This window comes from Pseudomonas sp. IT-232MI5, assembly GCF_949767845.1.
In the GTDB taxonomy this organism is placed as follows: domain Bacteria; phylum Pseudomonadota; class Gammaproteobacteria; order Pseudomonadales; family Pseudomonadaceae; genus Aquipseudomonas.
Genome location: NZ_CATKQE010000033.1, coordinates 407,982 through 428,480, shown reverse-complemented (window position 1 = coordinate 428,480; position 20,499 = coordinate 407,982). Strand labels below are relative to the sequence as shown.

Below are 20,499 nucleotides of genomic sequence, written 5' to 3'. Positions count from 1 at the left end.
ACAAAATGATCTGAAAATAGTGGCGTATTTTTGGAACTCACCTAAACCTAATTACCAAGGAAGAGCAGTAGCCTGATCGACAGGAGTCGGTAACCAGCCCCCCTCGTGTAATTCCTGCGTCCCTCGCATTCACTTCCCTCGCTGTTGATCGCCAGGCCTTTCGGTCGAGAGCGACTGTATTCGTTCGTCCAGTGAAAATAGGGAGGTGAACCACGCCAAACTCCATGCACCGTGACCGTATCCCGGCGAACGACCGGGACCCTGATACCAGAAAAATAATGGAGGCCCTGCCATTGCAGGCGTTGTCCCAATCAAGGAGATCATCGATGAACCAGCCCCAAGGAAAACTGGCTGTACTGGCCGTCACCACCGCGCTGTTCAGCGCGTCAACCCTCGCCGGCGTCTATCCTGACTTCGGCTATCAACCACCTTCCAGCCAATACTCTGGCCCACTGTTTGAGTTGAGCCAGAATTACCCGGCCACAGCGCCGAAAGTACCGCTACCCGGTTTTTTCAAGAATCTACCGACCAAGCCAGATAACAATTTTGAGACTTGGCGTGCGTACATGGAGGAAGTCAAAACCTATTGCCTCGAAGGCAACGTCGAGGCTGATTGGTACGTGCAGAACAATAAAAAACGTCAGTGGTATCACATGCCGTGGCAGCACTACGGCCCGCTGGGACGCGAAGGGATTCACGGCCTGACCAAAGAGGCGCAGATCCAGGTCAAGCAACTCGCCCCCACGCAGACCGCCACCGGCCAGACTTACGCGGTGGGCATCTATAACGACATCGGTGCCTATACCATCGGAGAGGTCTGGAAAGACCCGAACAACCCTGATCCGAAATACACATCGGCACCCAACAGCTTCCCCGACGGCACCGTAGTCTGCAAAGCCCTGTTCGCCGATATCGATCGCAGCACCGTGCCGTTCCTGGTGAACCCGGTGTTGTGGAAGGGCTACGTCACCGAAACGTTCACGTCGGCCAATCGCAAGGTCAAGGATGTCGCATTGATTCAGATGGACATCGCCGTGCGCGATCAGCGCATGAGCGCCACTGGCTGGATCTTCGGCACCTTTCAGTACAACGGCGCGAAAACCGGCAAGCCGGGCTGGGACAACCTTGTCCCGGTAGGGATCATGTGGGGTAACGATCCGGAAGAAATCGGCAACGACTTCACCAACCCGCAACCGACGCAAACCAAGATCAACCCCGCATTGCAACAGACTGCGATCAACGCCAAGACCCAAGAGTTGCCGCCCACCCATCTGGGCTGGAACGGTCGCCTCAATGGTCCGGTGGACAACCCCAACAGTTCCTGCCTGAGCTGCCATGCGACCGCCGAAACGCCGCAAGTGGCGATCATGAATCCAACGTTCCAGGCCAATGCGCCGCAGCCGGGTTCGCCTGAATGGATGAAGTGGTTCCAGAACATTCCGGCCGGCCATGCTTTCACGCCGGGCACTCAAAGCACTGACTACAGCCTGCAGTTGTCCGGCGGTCTGGTGAATTACTTCGAGTGGAAATGCGACATGAGCGGCATCTATGCTGACGGCAAGAATGCGTGCAGCAAAGCGTCGGACATGAAATTGAAAATGCTCAAGTCCACCAACAACGCCACGCCGCAGCCATTGCAGAAAGTCATTCGTGACCCGAGCCTGCAGCAACTGCTGGAGTAAGAAGCGAAAAGCCTGCGCACGTTTCGGCGTGCGCAGGCTTTTTTCAGTTGATCACGATGCTGCCATCAGTCTGCTGTTTGTAGACGGTGTAGGGCAGCAACAGCGTGTCGAGTGCCCCGGACACCACGGCATCGATCAACACCACGGGAATTGCGGCGTTTTTGTAATCGTCGGCATCAACGCCCTTGCCCAGAGGCGCATGCAGACTGCAAAAGTCGTAGGCGAGGCCGCTGTAAATCCTTGGCACCGCCCCGCAATAACTTTTCTGCTCCTTGAGGCTGTCCACCGCAGCCTGGTCACTGCGCACCACGGTCTGTACGGTCCCGCAACCGGCAAGCGTCAACGCTGCCAACACCATTGCCTGAAATCTCATTACCGCCAATCCTTCGCCGGAAAAACCTCAATCTACGCCGAACATGCGAAAAAAGCACTCAGGCCATCGGTGGCAAGCGGCGCTTCACCGGTGTCTTCTTGACGATGGCGGTATTGGTTTCGGCCAAGGTATTGAGGCGGTCGAGCAGGGTGTCCAGTTGTTCCATCGAGCGCACATGCAGGCGCGCGATAAAGCAGTCCTCGCCCGTCACCTTGTCGCACTCGGTGAATTCGGGAATCGACAGAATCTGCCGTTCAACTTCCTGTAACTGTCCCGGCAATGGCCGCACCCGGACGATGGCCTGCAATTGGTAACCAAAGCATTTCGGGTCGATCTCGACGGTATAGCCCTTGAGCACACCGCGTTCCTCCAGGCGCCGCAAGCGTTCAGCCACGCTTGGCGACGATAATCCACTGATCTGCGCCAGCGCTTTGAGTGAGCGCCGTGAATCTTCCATCAAGGCGCTGATGAGGATCTGGTCAATGTCGTCGGTCATGAAAACTCCAGCATTAGGCAATTGACGGAAACCACCCTCGATAAAAAAGGCAGATTGCGAGTTTAGCCTGCTTTTTACTCTGGAGCGTCTGCGTGTTCGCTTGGCATACTTTTGCCACAAAGACAGGAGATCAATGATGGACAAGACACTGCGTCACGGCTCATTTGAAATGACCGCCGCCATGCTGATATCCGGGACGATCGGCTGGTTTGTGCTGGTCTCCGGGCAACCGGTACTCGATGTAGTGTTCTGGCGCTGCGTGTTCGGCGCCGGCACCTTGCTGTTGATCTGTGCCGCTTTCGGCTTTCTGCGCCCGGGGATTCTGACCCGCACGACGTTCTTGCTCGCGGTGCTGAGCGGGGCGGCGATTGTCGGTAACTGGGTGCTGTTGTTTGCCTCGTATTCTCGCGCTTCGATTGCGATCGGCACGGCGGTGTACAACGTGCAGCCGTTTATGCTGGTCGGGTTGGCGGCACTGTTTCTCGGCGAAAAAATCACTTTGCAGAAGTTGTTCTGGCTGGCGATTTCGTTCATGGGCATGTTGGCGATCGTCAGTGCCCATGGCACTCAGGGCGAGAGCGGCAACGACTATCTGATGGGGATTGCGTTGGCGTTGGGCGCGGCGTTTCTGTATGCGATTGCAGCGCTGATCATCAAGCGCCTGACCGGCACGCCGCCACATCTGATCGCGCTGATTCAGGTCTGCACCGGGATCTTGCTGTTGGCGCCGTTCGCGCATTTCAGTGCGCTGCCGCAAGCGCCGAGCGCCTGGGCCAGTCTGGTGACGCTGGGCATCGTCCACACCGGTCTGATGTATGTGCTGCTGTACGGCGCGATCCAGAAATTGCCGACCGCATTGACCGGCGCACTGTCGTTCATCTACCCGATTGCGGCGATCTTCGTCGACTGGTTCGCGTTCGGCCATCGTCTGGAAATCCTGCAATGGATTGGCGTGGCAGCGATCCTGCTGGCCGCTGCCGGCATGCAACAGGGTTGGGGCTTGAAGTCCCGGCGACTGGCCGCGCAGTAACCCTCAGATGTTCCAGCGCGGTGCGGTTTTCGCCAGGCGCTGGCGCATCTCGGCGATGTTCGCCGCCAGTTGCCGGGTTAGCAGTCGGTAACCATCCAGCGTGCTGTAAACCGGCGCATCGAGGTTGGCTTCCGGCCACTCGAGCGGCTTGTCCAGGCGTTGCGAAGCGCCGGTTTTCAACGCTCGGGCCATGCCGATCAATTGCACGCGAATCTGCCGGTGCTCGGCCTTCAGCGCGGATTGCAGGTGGGCCATGGCTTCTGGATCGTTGGCATCCGGGCGGATGTTGCCGAGGATCTCCAGCGTGCTGATGCACATGCGCAGATTGCGCTGGATCGCATCGAGTTCGGTCATGGACACCTTCACTTCCTTGGACACCGACGGCATCAATGAGCGCAGCTGCACCATCACCGCGCCGAGCCGCCCCATCAGTTTCAAATGCTCATCGGCGCTGACCGGTTGACCGCTGATGATGCGTCCGTACACCGTGGCGCAATCGCGCAAAGCATCGGCGAGGTTGTAGCGCCACGAATACACCGCGTAGAGCGGCAGGGCAAAAGAGAAGGCCAGAGCGAGGGCGATGCCGATCAGAATATCGACCCCACGCCACAAGCCATCGGTGATCGGATTGTCGCCATGCCCGGCGACGATGAACACGGTGATCGCCGAAAGCAGGGCGGTGTAACCCCCCTTGCCGATGGCGTGATAAGAGAAGAAACCGCAGACCACCGCCATTGCAAAATACGTCAGCCACGGCATGCCGAGCCATGCCTGCTGCGCCATCAGCAGCAACCCGACGCCGGCACCGATTAACGTACCGGTGGCGCGCTCGGCGGCTTTCTTGCCGATGTTGCCGTGGTGCTGCAAACCACCGATCACCACCAGCATGGTCACTGAGGCCCATTCGCCGTGGGGCAGGTTGATGCCGGTGGTCAGCAGGATCGTCGCCAGTAACCCGAGGGCCACGCGCACCGCATGAATCAGCCGCGCGTGCCGGTAGCGTCGATAAGGATCCAGCAACGGTCGCAGGACACGGCGCAGCAAGGGCGGAAGTCGATGGGTGCTGTAAGTACTCAGTGCGGGCCTCTCGTGATGGCGGTTCAGATCAATGGAACGGGAAAATGTAATTCATCCATGCTGCCATACGCAGGAGGATTTTGCGCATCGTGCCAATGTGGTGGAAGTGCTGACTGTACAACGCGGCCTGCCCGTACGCACCGCCCGGCATCAGCTTGCTGTACTGGGCGAAGTCCGGATCGGTGATTTCGATGATCACCGGCACACGCCCGGCCGGCGGCGAACCGGTGTAGCCGATCAGGGTGCCGGAAGGTTGCACCTGACCTTCGGCAATCACCCCGATGACGTTTTTCACCCGACCGGCGAACACCTTGCCGGGAATGCCGTCGAACGCGACTTCCGCCTCATCGCCGACGGTCAGGCGCAGCAGGCTGTTCTGGCGCATCCACGCAGCAAAATATTGGCCTTCCTCGGGAATGAACACCATCGAGGGACGCAACGGCAACTTGCTCGCCATCATCCCCGGCCGCAACGAAACATGGGTGACGAAGCCTTTGCTCGGCGCGCGGACGGTGGTGTTGTCCAGCTCGAACTGGGCGTTATCCAGTTGCGCTTGCAAATCGTCGGTGCGGGCAATCGCGGCATCCAGTTCACGCTGGGTGCCGAAGTTGCGCCGGATCAATTCGGTGATCCGGTAGCGATCACCCTTGGCGGCGATCAATTGCGCCTTGAGCGACTTCACCCGGTTTTGAAACGGCGTAGGGTCGATGCGAAACAGCACGTCGCCTTTTTCCAGCGGCTCGTTCCCTTTCACCGGCACGTCGATCACTTGGCCGCTGATGATGGGAATCACCGGCACAGAAACGAAGTAAGTGCGCGCCACTTCGGAGTAGGGATGGTTGTAGTTCATGGTGAAAATCAAGGCGCCGATCATCAGGATGCCGCCCAGTACGGCGGTGGGCACCGTCCATTTGTTCAGCGGGATACGGAAGATCTTGAACACTGCGACGCAGATCGCGGCGTAAGTCAGGATGAGCAGTAGATCCATGGCGTTCAGCCCTCCCGGTTTTGGGGAGCAGTGGCATTCGCCGCTTCGAGTCGCTCGAGGCGTCCTTGCAGTTCGATCACCTGTTGCTCCAGGCGAGCGACATGGTTCTGCACGGATTTGCCGTCACCGAACCCCCAGCCGCGATCTTCTCGATAGGCCATCGCCCAGATCCACAGGAACGGCCAGAGCGCATGCAGCGTGAACAGACTGACCCAGCCAGTGGCATGGATTGCATCCTGATGCGGATGGTTACGGTGCACAGCAATTTCGTACGGAATGTCATGCAGCACGATGATCCCGTAAAACAGCACGAGCCCGGCAAACACCAACACGCCTAACGCGAAGTAATCCAGCATGATCAAGCTCCCGGCATCCAGCACAGTGCTGGCATCAGTGTAGACACTGATTTGCCGGGCGCTTGGCGACTTTGGATCAGAACCGCATGCGGTCGCCTTCTTGCTTATTCATGATGCGGGTGACAGTGATCAGAAGATGTAATCGGTGGTCAGGAAGCTCGAGTCACGCCCGCGAATGATCTCGCTGATCAGGTCCTTGTTACTGTCCTGGAACTTGGTCGCCACCAGCGTACGGATCGAGAACACCCGCAATGCATCGTGTACCGACAGCGTACCTTCCGCCGAATTCTTGCGGCCGTTGAACGGGTAAGTGTCCGGCCCGCGCTGGCATTGCGCGTTGAGGTTGATCCGCCCGACCTGGTTGGCAAAGGTGTCGACCAGACGACCGACCGCCACCGGGTTGGTGCCGAAGATGCTCAGTTGCTGACCGAAGTCCGACTCCAGCACATAGTCGATCACGGTATCAAGATGACGGTACGGCACGATCGGCACAACCGGGCCGAATTGCTCTTCCTGGTAGACGCGCATCTGCGGATTCACCGGGTACAGCACTGCCGGGTAAAAGAACGAGGCGAGCGATTCGCCGCCATTGGGGTTGACCACTTCGGCACCCTTGCTGCGCGCATCCGCCACCAGACCGTGTAGATAATCGACCTTGCCCGACTCCGGCAGCGGCGTCAGCGACACGCCGCTGTCCCATGGCATGCCCGGTTTCAGCGTGGCCAGTTTGGCGTTGAATTTTTCGATGAAGCTGTCGACCACGTCTTCGTGGACGAAGAGGATTTTCAGCGCGGTGCAGCGCTGACCGTTGAACGAAAGTGAACCGGTGACCGCTTCGCTGACGGCGTTGTCGAGATCGACTTCCGGCAGAACGATGCCCGGGTTTTTCGCATCCAGCCCTAGTGCGGCGCGCAAACGGTGCGGTTTCGGGTGCAGTTTCTTCAGATCGCTGGCGGCTTTGTTGGTGCCGATGAAGGCGAAGATGTCGATCTTGCCGCTGGCCATCAGCGCACTGACGGTTTCGCGGCCGCTGCCGTAGATCACGTTGATCACGCCGGTGGGAAAGCTGTCGCGGAAGGCTTCGAGCAACGGACGGATCAACAGCACGCCGAGCTTGGCCGGTTTGAAGACCACGGTGTTGCCCATGATCAGCGCCGGAATCAGCGTGGTGAAGGTTTCGTTCAGCGGGTAGTTGTAAGGGCCCATGCACAGGGCGACGCCGAGCGGCACGCGGCGGATCTGCCCGAGGGTGTCCTGTTCCAGCTCGAAACGGCTGGAGCGGCGATCGAGCTCCTTGAGCGCATTGATGGTGTCGACGATGTAGTCGCAGGTGCGGTCGAACTCTTTTTCCGAGTCCTTGAGGTTCTTGCCGATCTCCCACATCAGCAACTTCACCACGGCATCGCGCTGCTGACGCATGCGGCCGAGGAAAGCTTCGACGTGCTGGATACGTTCGGCCACGCGCATGGTCGGCCACAGGCCCTGGCCACGGTCGTAGGCACGCACTGCGGCGTCGAGAGCGGTGAGGGCTGTGTCGGCATCGAGCAGCGGTGTGCTGCCGAGAATGACTTGTTCGTCGCCGTTGTCACCTTTCAGATAGACCGGGCTGCGCACAGTGGCGAGCGGGCCGTCCCAGCGGCGCAACTGGCCGTCGACCAGATATTCGCGTTGCTCGACCTGAGCGTCGAGGCGGTATTTTTCCGGGATGTCGCTGACAGAAGGGAACAGGTTGCCAAGGATGTTTGCTGTGGTCATGTCGCTACCCCGTGTTGATGTCCGTATGCAGATCAAAAAGCCTTCACAGGTTATACGCCTGAATGCGCCGAAATTTAAACCCGCAAATGTCACCCGAATGTCACGCAAAGGCGCAGAGCAGAGCGGACATCCACATCGGAAATCCTGTAGGAGCTGCCGAAGGCTGCGATCTTTTGACTTTGATTTTTAAGATCAAGATCAAAAGATCGCAGCCTTCGGCAGCTCCTACATAGAAGTCATGTCCCCGGATGCCCCCCTCACTGTCCCGCAATGCCCTCAACCCGTTGCAGCCGCTGCCTTAAGGTGTGAACACAACAATAAGCGAGGCCGTTATGCGGGCAATCCGACTCACTTTACTGCTGGCGTTAGCCGTGGCGCTGCCTGGCTGCGGCGAAGACCCCAAACCTCCGGCCAACACCACCAACAACGCGACCCCCAAAGACCCGGCTCTGGCGCAAATCTACGCCAACAGCTGCCAGCTCTGCCACGCCAATCCCGCCGCCAACGCACCCCTCACTGGTGATCGCAAAGCCTGGGAGCCGCGCCTCCAGCAGGGCACTGACACGCTGCTCGATCACGCCATCAACGGCTACAACGGCATGCCGCCGATGGGCCAGTGCGTCGAGTGCTCGGAAGAGCAATTCCTGCAATTGATCGGCTTCATGGCCGACCAGCCCCTCCCTCAATAAGGTGCCCGGCATGACCATGGATCTGACACGGCGTCAGTTGTTGCAACGGGCAAGTATTGTCGGCGCGTTCAGCGCGTTGGCGAGCCACCCGGCACTGGGCCAGTTGATGCGTGCGCCGCGTTTGATTCCGTGGCGCAACTGGTCGGGCGGGCAGAGTTGCCTGCCAGCCGCTCGGTTGGCGCCGAAGAATCTTGATGAGTTGGCAACCATCATCAAGCAGGCACAAGGCAAGATTCGCCCGGTCGGCTCGGCGCATTCCTTCAGCGCGCTGGTGCCCACTGACGGCACGCTGTTGTCGCTGAGCTATTTCAACGGTCTGCTCGATCACGACGCGAAAACCTTGCAAGCCGAATTCGCCGCCGGCACACCGATGTCGCGCATGGGCCAGCCGCTGAAAGACATCGGTCAGGCTCTGCAAAACATGGCTGACATCGATTACCAGACACTCGCCGGGGCCATTTCCACCTCAACCCACGGCACCGGCAAAAACTTCCAGTCGTACTCGGCGCACGTCTGCGGCATGCAACTGGTGACGGCCAGCGGTGAAGTGCTCGACTGCGACAGCCAACGCCATGCCGAAGTATTCAATGCCGCCCGGGTTTCTCTCGGCGCCCTCGGTGTGGCGACGAAAATCCGCCTGCAAAACCGCCCGGCCTATCGCCTGCGCGAACGCCAGTGGATCGCCAAGACTGAAGAACTGCTGGAGGACATCGACAACAACACCCGTGAAAACCAGCACTGGGAAATGCTCGTCGTTACCCATTCCGACTACGCCTTGTCGATCGCCCTCAATGAAACCGACGACCCGGCCACGCCGCCGATCAGCCCGGAAGAAGAGGGCGGTAACGAGTTCGTTAACCTGATCGAGAAGATCGATAAGTACGGCAGCGACTTCCCCGACCTGCGCCGCACGCTGCTCAACAATTTGCGTCATCTGGCCAGTTTCGATGATCGCGTCGGCGACTCGTTCGACATCTACGCCAACGTACGCACCGTGCGGTTCAATGAAATGGAATACTCGGTGCCGGCTGAGCACGGCCCGGCTTGCCTGCGGGAAATCCTCAAGCTGATTCAGGACAAGGACCTGCGCACCTGGTTTCCCATCGAGTACCGCTACGTCAAGGCTGACGACATTCCGCTGAGCATGTTCGAGGGCCGCGACAGTTGTTCGATCTCGGTCCACCAGCATTATCAGATGGATCATCACAACTTCTTCGCGGCGGTTGAACCGATCTTCTGGAAGTACAACGGCCGACCGCACTGGGGCAAGTTGCACACGCTTAACGCGAAGAACCTGCAAGCGCTATACCCGCGCTGGCGCGAGTTTGTCGATGTGCGCCAGGCACTGGATCCGAGCGGGCGCTTTCTCAATGCGCATCTGGCGTCGATATTGGGGGTGAGCTGATGGCGGTCAATCGACGCAATTTTCTGCTTGGCACGTTGGGGTTTGGCGCATTGTTGGTGGGCGTCGGCGCGTGGTTGCGGCCGGGAGACCACGGCGCGCCGTACAGCGATTATTTCCGCGCACTGAACAAAGAGTTAAAGGAAAAAGGCCCGATGCGCCCGGTGCTGCTGATCGACCTGGATCGGCTCGATCACAACATCGATGTGGTGATGCAGTCGGTCAGGCGCGGCGGCAAACAATTGCGTCTGGTGGAGAAGTCGCTGCCGTCACCGGGGCTGTTGAGCTACATCGCACAACGTGCCGGGACGCAAAAATTGATGTCATTCCATCAGCCGTTTCTCAATCATGATGCGCAGGTATTTCCACAGTCCGACATCCTGCTCGGCAAGCCATTGCCGGTGCGTTCGGCAGAGCTGTTCTACCAAACCCACAAAGGTCCGTTCGATCCCGCAAAGCAACTGCAATGGCTGCTCGACGGCCCCGAACGTTTGCAGCAATACCTTGCGTTGGCGAAGGGTTTGGGCACGCGGATGCGTATCAACATCGAGCTGGACGTCGGTCTGCATCGTGGCGGGGTCAGTGATGTGAATGTCCTTGGGCAAATGCTCACGCTGATCAGCGCCAATCCGCAGCACCTGGAATTCGCCGGGTTCATGGGTTACGACCCGTTCGTGGGCATGGGCGTGCCGGGGATTCTTGGCTCGCCGGAGGAGTTGTTCGCCAAGGTCATGGTGATTTATCAGCGTTGTGTTGATTTCACCCGGCAGCATTTTCCCGCGTTGTGGCATGACGGGTTGTGCCTGAACACCGCTGGCAGCCCGAGTTATCGCATGCATGAAAACGAGAAGCTCAGCACTGAAGTGTCGGTGGGCACGGCGATGCTCAAACCGACGCACTACGATTTGCCTTCGCTGGCCGAGCATGTGCCCGCGACCTACATCGCCACGCCAGTTTTAAAAAGCACCGGTGCGGTGAATATCCCGGCGCTGGATGGCAAGTCGAAGTTGTTTTCGTGGTGGGATCAGAATCAGCGCCAGACCTATTTCATCTACGGCGGTAACTGGATGGCCGAGTTCGAATCGCCCCAGGGTTTACAGAGCAACAGCGTCTACGGACGCAGCTCCAATCAAGAGATGGTCAATGGCTCCAACGCCGTGGGCCTGACGATAGAAGATCAAGTCTTCCTGCGCCCGACCCAGACCGAGTCCGTACTGCTGCAATTCGGCGATTTGCTGGCCGTGCGCAACGGCAAAATCGTCGACACCTGGCCCGTCTACACCTGACCCAAAATCACCCAAACACTGCAAAACCCTGTGGGAGCTGGCTTGCCAGCGATGGCGTCATGTCAGCAACCCTTTACTTCGCTGACAGACCGCTATCGCTGGCAAGCCAGCTCCCACAGGGTTCTCGGTGTATGTCCTATCTCATTGCCAAATTCTGTAATGAAGCTTTTATGACAAAAGTTCGGTAGCACATCGCCAGTCCGGTCATGCCTATGTAACGCGCTTGAGGGGCCCTACGGGGCGCTTTTCACAAGCCGAGGCGGGACGCCGGGAGTGAGGCAATGGGGACTATGGAACGCTACTCGAAAGTGGGCATGCAGGAACTCGATCAACGCCTGTCGAAGATCGTCGAAGCCGCGCGCAAGAAGCCGGTTTCGGTGTATCGCTACGGCGCGCCATGGGTCTGGATTGTCTCGCAGGATGACTGGCAGGGCGCCTTGAAAGAGGTCTCCAGCTACATTCCGCCGGGCCATTCGCTGGTGTTGCTGCGCCCGCAGATCGACGACTTGCTCGACGCCCACCGCGAGCTCCTGCACGACCTCAATGCCGAACCGGGCATGCTGATTCCCGCGCAAACGGTCATGCACATCTTGCTCCTGCAACTGCTGTATTCGGTGCCCAGCGAGCAGCAACTGTATGAACAGCTCAATTACAACCTGTTGTTCCGCTGGTTCGTCGGTCTTGGCCTGAACCAGAAAGTCTGGAGCTTCAACGCCCTCAGTCGCGACATCGCCACGTTGCTCAACGAGCCCCGGGCGGTGCTGCTCATTCAAAAAATCATCGGCGAAGTGTTCTGCGGCGCGTTGCTGCAAATGCCCGAGTTCTCCTTGAACTTCGCGCTTTTGCACACGTGGCTGGGCAAACACGCCTGCGCCTCGACAGCCAGCAATTGACGCCATACACGCGGCGTTCGAAACGCCAACAGGTCATCGCGAATTCAGGGGGTAGTGTGGAACCGATTTTCAAGTCACGGCTGGCGCTGTGGGGCTGGCTGCTGGTGACGGCGGGCGCGCAGCCGGCATTGGCCGAAGAGGCCGCCAACAACGCAGCGGCGCAGCGTCTGGTCGACGTCAACGAGTACTTCGTGCGCGGCAACACCGTGCTCGATGCGCGGGCGATTGAAGAAGCGGTGTACCCGTTCCTCGGTCCGCAAAAAGCCCTCAGTGACATCGAAGGTGCGCGCGACGCGTTGCAGAAGGCCTATCAGCAACGCGGCTATCAATCAGTGTTCGTCGAGCTGCCCGAGCAAGCCGTTGCCGATGGCATCGTCTATCTGCAAGTCAGCGAAACCAAGGTCGGCCGGGTACGTGTGGTCGGGGCCAAACACTATTCGCCGCTGGACATCCGCGACGACGTCCCGGCGCTGAAGGAAGGCGAGGTGCCGGACTTCGCCAAGGTTCAGGGCGAACTCGCGCAGCTCAACAAAACCCCGGGGCGGCAAGTCATGCCACTGGTGCGCGAAGGTCAGCGCCCCGGCACCATGGACGTCGATTTGCAGGTCGAAGATCAAAACCCGTGGACTGCGAGTGTCGGCCTCAACAACGATTACAGCGCCGACACGGAAAAACTGCGCACGGTCACCAGCCTCGGCTACAACAACCTCTGGCAACTCGGCCATAGCGTCAACCTGACGTTCTTCACTGCGCCGCAGGAAACCGATAACGCCAAGGTCTGGTCCGGCTCCTACACCGCGCCGCTGACCGATCGCTGGAGCGTGCAGTTCTCCGGTTACCAGTCCGACAGCAATGTCGCCACCATCGGCGGCAGCAACGTGCTCGGCAAGGGCCACTCCTATGGTATGTCGGCGATTTACACGCTGCCGTCGAGCGGCAACTGGTCGAATTCGCTGTCCGCCTGCATCGACTTCAAGGACTTCGACGAACGCCTGACCTTGTCCGGTGAGAGCGACAAAGTCCCGCTGCAATACGCACCCTTTACCTTCGCTTACAACGGCTATCGCTACACCGAGAAGAGCCAGCTCGGCCTCGGTCTGAGCCTGGTCGCCGCCACTCGCAGCATCTTCGGCTACGGCAGTTCCGACGAAGACTTCGACTACAAACGCTACCGCGCCAAGCCGAGCTTCGCCGTGCTCAAGGGCGACACCAACTACACCTGGACCTTCGACAGCGACTGGCAGAGCGCGAGCAAAGCCGCTTTCCAGTTGGCGTCCGGGCCACTGGTTTCCAACGAACAATTCTCCGCCGGTGGTGCGACCTCGGTGCGGGGCTATCTGGCCGCCGAGCGTACCGGCGATGACGGCTTGCTGCTCAGTCAGGAAGTGCGCACGCCATCGCTGGCCAAGTACGCCGGCACGTGGATGCAGGACTGGCGTTTCTATGCCTTCGCCGAAGGCGCACAGCTTTATCTGCGCGACGAACTGCCGGACCAAGACGCCAATTACGCCCTGGCCAGCGTCGGCCTCGGCACCCGCGCCAGCCTGAGCAAATGGCTGTCCGGCAGCCTCGACTGGGGCTATCCGCTACTCGAAGGGCCGAACACCTCGAAACAGGAATCGCGCCTGCACTTCAACCTTCAAGCCACTTTCTGACAAGGAGCACGTTCATGCAGCGCCTCTTTCTTTCGTTGTTGATCTGCCTGGGCTTCGTGCTCCCGGCCACGGCTCAGGCCTGGTGGCAGGACGACTGGCATTACCGCAAACAGATCGCTGTCGACACCACGCCACAAGGCGCGGCGATCAATCAGGCCCTCGGCCGCACCGCGCTGCTGGTGCGCCTGCACACTGGCAATTTCACCTTCGACGGCGTGAAAGAGGACGGCTCGGACCTGCGCTTCGTCGCCGCCGATGACAAGACCGTGCTCAACCACCAGATCGAAAGCTTCGATGCGCTGATGGGCATGGCGCTGATCTGGGTCGATGTGCCGAATGTCGAGGGCGGTCAGCGCCAGGACATCTGGATGTATTACGGCAATCAGAAGGCGCCGGCGACCGGCAACGGCCAACTGACGTTTGATCCGAATTACACCGCGCTGTATCACTTCGACGGCGCCACCGGCACCCCGCCGAAAGACACCACCGCCTACGGCAACACCGCACAAAGCGCGACCGGCGCGGCGATTGACGGCGTAGTAGGGCGCGCCTTGCAGTTCAGCGGCCAGCCGTTGTTGCTGCCGGCCAGCCCATCGCTGCAACACAACGCCGGCAGTGCGTTCACTTTCAGTGCCTGGCTGCGCCTGGATCAGGCCAGTGGCGAGCAACTGATTCTCGCCCGCCGTGAAGGCGCCAACAGCTTGCTGATCGGTGCCAACCAAGGTGTGCCGTTTGTAGAAATCGATGGCCAACGCGCTGTCGCCACACAAGCGCTGAATCCGGGCCAATGGCAACACGTCGCGCTGACCGCTGAAGGCTCGAAAGTGACCCTGTTCATCAACGGTCGCGAAGCGGCCACGCTCGCTCAAGCGGTGCCGGCCTTCAACTCGGTCATGGCCATCGGTGCTGACGTGCACGAAGGTCCGTTCCAGCCGTTTGTGGGCGCTATCGATGAATTGCGCCTGTCGAAGGTTTCACGTCCGGCAGCGCTGTTGCTGGCCGACGCCACTTCGCAAGGCGCCGAGTCGAAACTGGTCTCTTACGGTGTTGATGAAGAGCAATCCGGTTTCGGCTTCGGCAGTCTCGGCTTCCTGCTCAACGCCGTGCCAATCGACGCTTGGGTGATCATCGCCGTGCTGGTACTGATGATGTTCCAGTCGTGGATCATCATGCTGCGCAAGAACCGCAGCCTCAGCCGCGTCACTGCCGCCAACGAAGACTTCCGTGTGCAGTTCGCCAAAGTCGGTACGCGTCTGGAAATGTTCGCCGACGACGCGCAACTCGCCCAGCGCTTGCAGCATTCATCGCTGTGGCGCCTGTACCTGGTGGCGGTCAAAGAGATCCGCACTCGCCGCGAACAGGGCGCCGATACCTCCTCGGTTTCGGCTGCGACCATCGAAGCGATCCGTTGCTCGATGGACGGCGTGCGTACCCGCGAAAATCAGCAGCTCAGCTCGAAGCTCTCGACCCTGTCCAACGCCATCGCCGGCGGCCCGTACATCGGTCTGCTCGGCACCGTGCTGGGGATCATGGTGGTGTTCCTCGGCACCGCAATGGCCGGCGACGTCAACATCAACGCCATTGCTCCGGGTATGGCTGCCGCGTTGCTCGCGACCGCGATGGGCCTGTTCGTCGCGATCCCGGCGCTGTTTGGCTACAACCGCCTGATCACCCGCAACAAGGAAGTCAGCGCCGACATGCGCGTGTTTGTCGACGAGTTCATCACGCGGCTGGCGGAGATGCACGGCGAGAGTCAGTTCAGTGAGTCGGCGCATCGCGGCCATCACGCCAACCACTCCGTACCGGCCTGAGGAGCACTGACATGGCGTCTGTAAATGCCTCCCACGATGATGACGAAGATGCAGCGGTGGACAGCATCAACATCACCCCGCTGGTCGATGTGCTGATGGTGGTGCTGGTGATGTTCATCCTCACCGCCACCGCGCAGGTCTCCGGGATCCAGATCAACCTGCCCAAGGCCAGCGCCTCCGTGTCGCTGTCCGAGGCCAAGACCAAAGCGATTTCGGTCAACGACGGCGGCCAGGTTTTCCTCGACGCCTATCCGGTGACGTTGGCCGAGCTGGAAGAACGCCTGCGCATCGAAAAGGCACAGAGTCCGGATTTCCCGGTGATCGTGCGCGGCGACGCGACGGTGCAATACCAAAAAGTCATTGAAGTGCTGGATCTGTTGCGCCGGCTCGAACTGTCCCAAGTCGGTCTTGTGACCGGCAAACCGAGTCAGGGCTGAGTCATGACCGCACAACTCCCGATCGAGCCGCTGCCGGTGAAAAAGCCAGCGCTGCGTTACGCGAAGTGGGGCGCCGGATTGCTCATCGGTGCGCTCGCCGCGTGGTTCCTCTGGCAGTGGGCCAACGACATGAGCGGCATCCGCCGCGAAGCGCCGAAGGTGCCGACGATCATTCCGTTGCCGCCACCACCACCTCCGCCGCCGGAAAAACCGCCGGAACCGGAAACTCCGGTGGAAGAAAAAGTCGTCGAGCCGGAACCAACGCCGGAACCAGAAGAGGTCAAGCCCGAGGAAGAAGCACCGCCATCCCCGGCGGACGATCTGGCCAACCCGATGCAAATGGACGGCGATGCTCAAAGCGGCAGCGACGCCTTCAACATCGGCGCGGGCAAGGGTGGCGGCATGGCTGGCACTGGTGGCGGGCGTCTGGGCACGGGCACGTACAGCCAGTTTCTGGCGTTCACCTTCCAGCGTTTGCTGCGTGAGAACCCTGAGCTGCGCAACCTCGCGTTTTCGTTGCAGGCCGATGTCTGGCTGAGCAGAGTCGGCGAGATCACCCGCGTCGAGCTGATCAAGTCGAGCGGTAACCCCGAGATTGATACGCAAGTGCTGGCCGCGTTGCGCGGTGCGCCGGCGCTGAGCGAACGGCCACCGGCCTCCATCACTTTGCCTGTGCGCCTGTCCCTGCAAGGGCGGCGTCCAGGTTAACCCCCACTTTTAAAGCTTTGGCAAAAGGAGTTGTGTGCAGATGATTTCCAACGTGAATCGATTGTCCCTGGCGGTCGGCATGGTCATTGCGACCCTGGTCGGTCAGGCCGTGGCAGCGCCTGCGCCCTCGGAGAACGCCACGATCAATCTGATCCGCTTGCTGGTCGAGCAGGGCATTCTGAAGCAGGACAAGGCCGACGCGCTGATCGCTCAGGCGCAGAACGAAGCGGCCCAGGCCAAACAAGCTGCGGCATCCACCGCCGTAGCCGCCGGGCCAGTGGCGGCGCCGGGTGACGTCCGTGTGCAATACGTGCCGGCCGCGGTGCGCGACCAGATTCGTGATCAGGTCAAAGCCGAGGTCATGGCCACCGCCAAACAGGAAAACTGGGCCGCGCCCAACAGCTTCCCGGAATGGGCTGCGCGCATCAGTTTCGACGGCGACATTCGCTTGCGCAACGAATCGCGCTACTACTCGGACAGCAACAGCAACGAGATCGTCGACTTCGCCAAGCTCAACAACAACGGCCCGTACGACGTGAACCCCAACAGCAGCACCAATCTGCCGCCGCTGCTCAACACCCGCGAAGATCGCACCAACCAGTTCCGCATCCGCGCAAGGCTGGGCATGAAAGCAGAGATTTCGCCGCAATGGACCGCCGGCATTCGTATCGGCACCGGCTCGGACAACAACCCGGTATCGACCACGCAAAACCTCGGCGGCGGTTTCGCCAAAAAGGACATCTGGCTCGATCAGGGCTACCTGAACTGGAAGCCTACGGATGAATTGACCCTGACCGGCGGGCGCTTCGCCAACCCGTTCATGTCCACCGACATGCTCTATTCCAACGACCTGAACTTCGACGGCGTCGCGGCGATTTTCGACCACAAGCTCAATCGCGATTGGGGCGTGTTCGGCACCGTCGGTGCGTTCCCGGTGGACTACACCAACGACACCGCCAGCAGCAACGGTTTCGACAAGGAAGAGAGCGACAACAAGTGGTTGTACGGCGCGCAGATTGGCGCCAAATGGGCAATCAACAGCAACAACCGTTTGAAAGGTGCACTGGCCTACTACCGCTTCGACGACATTCAAGGCCAGCGTTCCAGCCCTTGCGAACCGTGGGCCGGCGCGCCGGGCTGTGACAGCGACGGCAGCCGCGCGGCGTTCATGCAGAAGGGCAACAGCGTGTTCCTGCTGCGCGACATCACGCCGAACCCGCTCAACCCGACCACCACGCCGCAGCCGCAATTCGTTGGTCTCGCCTCCGAATTCAATCTGCTTGATCTGAACATGGTCTGGGATGCCGACCTGCCAGAAGACTTCAAGCTGCGCAGCCAGGGCAACTACATCCACAACCTCGCGTACGACGAGGGCGACATGCGCAAGCGTTCGGCCGGGCAGATCGTCAACAACCTCGACAGCAACGGCGACATCGAAAGCGGCGCCAATGCGTGGATGGTGCAGTTCACCCTCGGCAGCGCGCTGGACCTGAAAAAGCAGGGCGACTGGAACATGTTCGCTGGCTACAAATACATCCAACCGGATGCCTTGCCTGATGGCTTCAACGACTCGTCATTCCACCTTGGCGGCACCAACGCCAAGGGCTATTTCATCGGCGGCAACTACGGTCTGGCGAAGAACGTATACGCGACCGGTCGCTGGATGAGCACCGAAGCGGTGTACGGCGCGCCGTTCGACATCGACGTCTTGCAGCTTGAGATCAACACGCGCTTCTAAGGCGCCGGGAGAGGGTTATGAAAACGCGATTTGTGTGGCTCGGGCTCGGGCTTTTGATCGCCACTGGAGCGCATGCCGAAGGCATGGAAGAACGCCTGCGCACGCAATTGCGCAGCACCACGCAACAGTTGCAGGCCCTGCAAAGTCAGCAGGCCCAGGCCAGCGCCGCGCAACTGGCGGCGCAAAACGAAGCCAAGGCTGCGCAGGCGCAAATCAAGCAATTGAGCGCTGAGCTGGCCAAGGCCAAAGGCGTCGCCGAGCAACTCGCCGGGCAGCAACAGAGCCTGCACAGCCAGGCGCAGGCACAAGTGGCAGCCAGCGCCGAGCAGACCGGCAAGTTCAAAAAGGCCTACGACGAGTTGCTGGTCATGGCCCGTGCCAAAGAAGCAGAACGGTCTAAGCTTCAAGCGCAATTGGCTGAACGTGACACACAAGTGCAGCAATGTTCAGTCAAGAATCAGCAGATGTACGGCGTCGCCAAACAGATCCTCACTGCCTACGAAAACATCGACGTGGCCGAGGTGATGAAGATCCGCCAGCCCTTCGCGGGCAGCGCCCGGGTCAAGTTCGATGAACTGGCGCAGGGGTTCGGTGACGAGCTCTACAAGACTCAATTCGACGCGCCGCAAGCCGCGCTCTCGCACTGATAAACAAGGAAGAAGTAATGACTCAATTGATCAGCCATGTTTCCCCACAATCCCTGACCGACGTCCTGCAAGCCGCCGGTTATCGCGTCAACCAGACTGAACAGAACGGCATCGTCCAGTTGCTCAGCGCCAGTCAGGGCATTGGCTATGCCGTGCGTTTCGGCAACCCTGCGGTGGAGCAGGGCAGTTACGTCGACTTCACGTTCAGCTGTGCGCTGCGCGTGCAGGGTGAGTTGCCACACGGTGTGGCCGAGCAGTGGAACGCGAGCCGCCGGTTTGCGCGGTTGTCGTTGCAGGGCGAGTTTCTGGTGATGGAAATGGACGTGGTGGTGGCGGCGGGCGTGAGCAATGATCACCTGCGTGGCAACCTGGAATTGTGGGATCGCCTGCTGCAAGAGTTTATTGTTTATCTGCGTGACTTCACCCAGAACGGCAGCGCGCAGACCGCCAAAGTCGCCGTCGCTGAGCAAGAGGAAGTCGCGCTGTGAAAAAGCCTGCCATGGTGATCAGCGCTGCGGCAGTGGCGCTGTTGGTGGTGACCGTGGCGCTGGTGGTGCGGCCGGGCAGTGACCCGGTCGCCGCCCAGCAATCGTCACCGCTGGCGACGGTTGCAACGGGGCCGGCGGTGGCGCGCTTGGGCAATCAGCAAGTAACCCCTGCGGAACTTCAAACGTTGCTGGCGACGGTGCCAGCGGAAACCCGCGAGCAACTGCGCGGCAATCGTGAGGCACTGGAACGCTGGATTCGCACGCGGCTGGCCGAGAAAGCGGTGCTGGAACAGGCTGATGCGCAGGGTTGGGCGCAGCGTCCGGAGGTTGCGCGGCAGACTCGTGCGGCGACTGAGCAGATTATTTTCCGCGATTACTTGCGTTCAGTCAGCCAGGTGCCGGCGGATTATCCGAGTGCAGCGGAATTGCAGCAGGCTTATGACGCGGGCAAGGCAAGCTGGCAGACCCCAGCGTTGTATCGGGTCAGTCAGATTTTCCTCGGCGTCAATGATCCGCAGAATCTTGAAGCGGTGCGCAAGCAGGCGCTTGAACTGAGCAAGAAAGCGCAGGCGACACCGGCAGAATTTGCTGCACTGGCGACGCAGTATTCGCAGGATCGCGTCACCGCTGAACGCGGCGGCGATAGTGGCCTGCAACCGTTGCAGCAACTGGTGCCGGAGGTGCGAGGCGCCGTGGCGCGGCTCAAGGTTGGCGCCATCTCTGATCCCGTCCAAAGTGCCGCCGGGTTCCATGTGATCAAGCTCACCGAGCAACAACCCGCCCGTACCGCAACCCTCGATGAACTGCGCGATCAACTGACCCAGGCCTTGCGTGCGCAGCGGCAGGAACAGATTGCCCAAGCGTACCTCGACGGCATGCTCAATACCGCGACGCTCAGCATCGACGGTGCCGAGCTCAACAAAGTCCTAGAGGAAAAACACTGATTTCACCTACACCACAAACCCCCTGTAGGAGTGAGCCTGCTCGC

At 60.1% G+C, this 20,499-nt stretch carries 20 protein-coding genes; 14 read left to right on the top strand and 6 right to left on the bottom strand.

Annotated elements, in window-relative coordinates:
• Positions 1-326: 326 nt before the first annotated feature.
• The gene (locus ACM6JQ_RS17815; RefSeq protein ID WP_095112028.1) at positions 327-1,682 is read left to right on the top strand and encodes a hypothetical protein; all 1,356 of its coding nucleotides are present in this window, start codon (positions 327-329) and stop codon (positions 1,680-1,682) included.
• A gap of 43 nt (positions 1,683-1,725) precedes the next feature.
• Here the strand turns inward: ACM6JQ_RS17815 and ACM6JQ_RS17810 are convergent, their stop codons facing one another.
• Complete coding sequence (locus tag ACM6JQ_RS17810) at positions 1,726-2,055, bottom strand: YceK/YidQ family lipoprotein (RefSeq protein WP_007915447.1); 330 nt, start codon at positions 2,053-2,055, stop codon at positions 1,726-1,728.
• Between the two features lie 58 nt (positions 2,056-2,113).
• Positions 2,114-2,551 carry an Lrp/AsnC family transcriptional regulator gene (locus tag ACM6JQ_RS17805; protein ID WP_007915449.1) on the bottom strand — a complete coding sequence of 146 codons (438 nt, stop codon included), beginning with the start codon at positions 2,549-2,551 and terminating at the stop codon, positions 2,114-2,116.
• Positions 2,552-2,687: 136 nt separating this feature from the next.
• Between ACM6JQ_RS17805 and ACM6JQ_RS17800 the strand changes: the two genes are divergently transcribed.
• Positions 2,688-3,581, top strand: coding sequence for a DMT family transporter (locus ACM6JQ_RS17800; protein ID WP_414894355.1), 894 nt, complete (start codon positions 2,688-2,690; stop codon positions 3,579-3,581).
• Between the two features lie 3 nt (positions 3,582-3,584).
• On the opposite strand, the gene ACM6JQ_RS17795 is transcribed toward ACM6JQ_RS17800, so the two are convergent.
• From ACM6JQ_RS17795 to ACM6JQ_RS17780, 4 genes are all read right to left on the bottom strand, one after another.
• On the bottom strand, positions 3,585-4,625 hold the full coding sequence (locus ACM6JQ_RS17795) for an FUSC family protein (protein ID WP_414894354.1): 1,041 nt from the start codon (positions 4,623-4,625) through the stop codon (positions 3,585-3,587).
• Positions 4,626-4,686: 61 nt separating this feature from the next.
• The gene (locus ACM6JQ_RS17790) at positions 4,687-5,646 is read right to left on the bottom strand and encodes an HlyD family secretion protein (RefSeq protein ID WP_123375416.1); all 960 of its coding nucleotides are present in this window, start codon (positions 5,644-5,646) and stop codon (positions 4,687-4,689) included.
• A gap of 5 nt (positions 5,647-5,651) precedes the next feature.
• Complete coding sequence (locus ACM6JQ_RS17785) at positions 5,652-6,002, bottom strand: DUF3302 domain-containing protein (protein WP_414894352.1); 351 nt, start codon at positions 6,000-6,002, stop codon at positions 5,652-5,654.
• Between the two features lie 129 nt (positions 6,003-6,131).
• Complete coding sequence (locus ACM6JQ_RS17780) at positions 6,132-7,757, bottom strand: NADP-dependent glyceraldehyde-3-phosphate dehydrogenase (protein WP_095112031.1); 1,626 nt, start codon at positions 7,755-7,757, stop codon at positions 6,132-6,134.
• 332 nt (positions 7,758-8,089) lie between these two features.
• Between ACM6JQ_RS17780 and ACM6JQ_RS17775 the strand changes: the two genes are divergently transcribed.
• The 12 genes from ACM6JQ_RS17775 to ACM6JQ_RS17720 all read left to right on the top strand — a co-directional run bounded on the left by ACM6JQ_RS17775 (position 8,090) and on the right by ACM6JQ_RS17720 (position 20,455).
• Positions 8,090-8,446, top strand: coding sequence for a c-type cytochrome (locus tag ACM6JQ_RS17775; protein ID WP_414894350.1), 357 nt, complete (start codon positions 8,090-8,092; stop codon positions 8,444-8,446).
• Positions 8,447-8,522: 76 nt separating this feature from the next.
• Positions 8,523-9,851, top strand: coding sequence for a D-arabinono-1,4-lactone oxidase (locus ACM6JQ_RS17770; protein WP_414894454.1), 1,329 nt, complete (start codon positions 8,523-8,525; stop codon positions 9,849-9,851).
• Between the two features lie 74 nt (positions 9,852-9,925).
• Positions 9,926-11,134, top strand: a complete 1,209-nt coding sequence (locus tag ACM6JQ_RS17765) for a DSD1 family PLP-dependent enzyme (protein ID WP_414894453.1) — start codon at positions 9,926-9,928, stop codon at positions 11,132-11,134.
• Positions 11,135-11,415: 281 nt separating this feature from the next.
• Positions 11,416-12,027: a transposase gene (locus ACM6JQ_RS17760; protein ID WP_007915478.1), complete on the top strand. Its 612-nt coding sequence runs from the start codon at positions 11,416-11,418 to the stop codon at positions 12,025-12,027.
• A 56-nt stretch (positions 12,028-12,083) separates the two neighbouring features.
• Entirely contained in the window at positions 12,084-13,682 is a 1,599-nt protein-coding gene (locus ACM6JQ_RS17755; RefSeq protein ID WP_414894349.1) for a ShlB/FhaC/HecB family hemolysin secretion/activation protein, read from the top strand.
• A 14-nt stretch (positions 13,683-13,696) separates the two neighbouring features.
• The gene (locus ACM6JQ_RS17750) at positions 13,697-15,493 is read left to right on the top strand and encodes a DUF2341 domain-containing protein (RefSeq protein ID WP_095112036.1); all 1,797 of its coding nucleotides are present in this window, start codon (positions 13,697-13,699) and stop codon (positions 15,491-15,493) included.
• 11 nt (positions 15,494-15,504) lie between these two features.
• Positions 15,505-15,930 carry an ExbD/TolR family protein gene (locus tag ACM6JQ_RS17745; RefSeq protein WP_007915482.1) on the top strand — a complete coding sequence of 142 codons (426 nt, stop codon included), beginning with the start codon at positions 15,505-15,507 and terminating at the stop codon, positions 15,928-15,930.
• Positions 15,931-15,933: 3 nt separating this feature from the next.
• Positions 15,934-16,638 carry an energy transducer TonB gene (locus tag ACM6JQ_RS17740; protein WP_414894348.1) on the top strand — a complete coding sequence of 235 codons (705 nt, stop codon included), beginning with the start codon at positions 15,934-15,936 and terminating at the stop codon, positions 16,636-16,638.
• A gap of 40 nt (positions 16,639-16,678) precedes the next feature.
• Complete coding sequence (locus ACM6JQ_RS17735) at positions 16,679-18,376, top strand: putative porin (RefSeq protein WP_220558807.1); 1,698 nt, start codon at positions 16,679-16,681, stop codon at positions 18,374-18,376.
• Positions 18,377-18,393: 17 nt separating this feature from the next.
• Positions 18,394-19,023: a DNA repair protein gene (locus ACM6JQ_RS17730; RefSeq protein WP_095112038.1), complete on the top strand. Its 630-nt coding sequence runs from the start codon at positions 18,394-18,396 to the stop codon at positions 19,021-19,023.
• Between the two features lie 17 nt (positions 19,024-19,040).
• Positions 19,041-19,511, top strand: a complete 471-nt coding sequence (locus ACM6JQ_RS17725; protein ID WP_095112039.1) for a YbjN domain-containing protein — start codon at positions 19,041-19,043, stop codon at positions 19,509-19,511.
• A complete protein-coding gene (locus ACM6JQ_RS17720; RefSeq protein WP_414894347.1) occupies positions 19,508-20,455 on the top strand; it encodes a peptidylprolyl isomerase in 948 nt (315 codons plus the stop codon). The genes ACM6JQ_RS17725 and ACM6JQ_RS17720 overlap by 4 nt, the downstream gene beginning before the upstream one ends.
• The last annotated feature ends 44 nt before the right edge of the window (positions 20,456-20,499 follow it).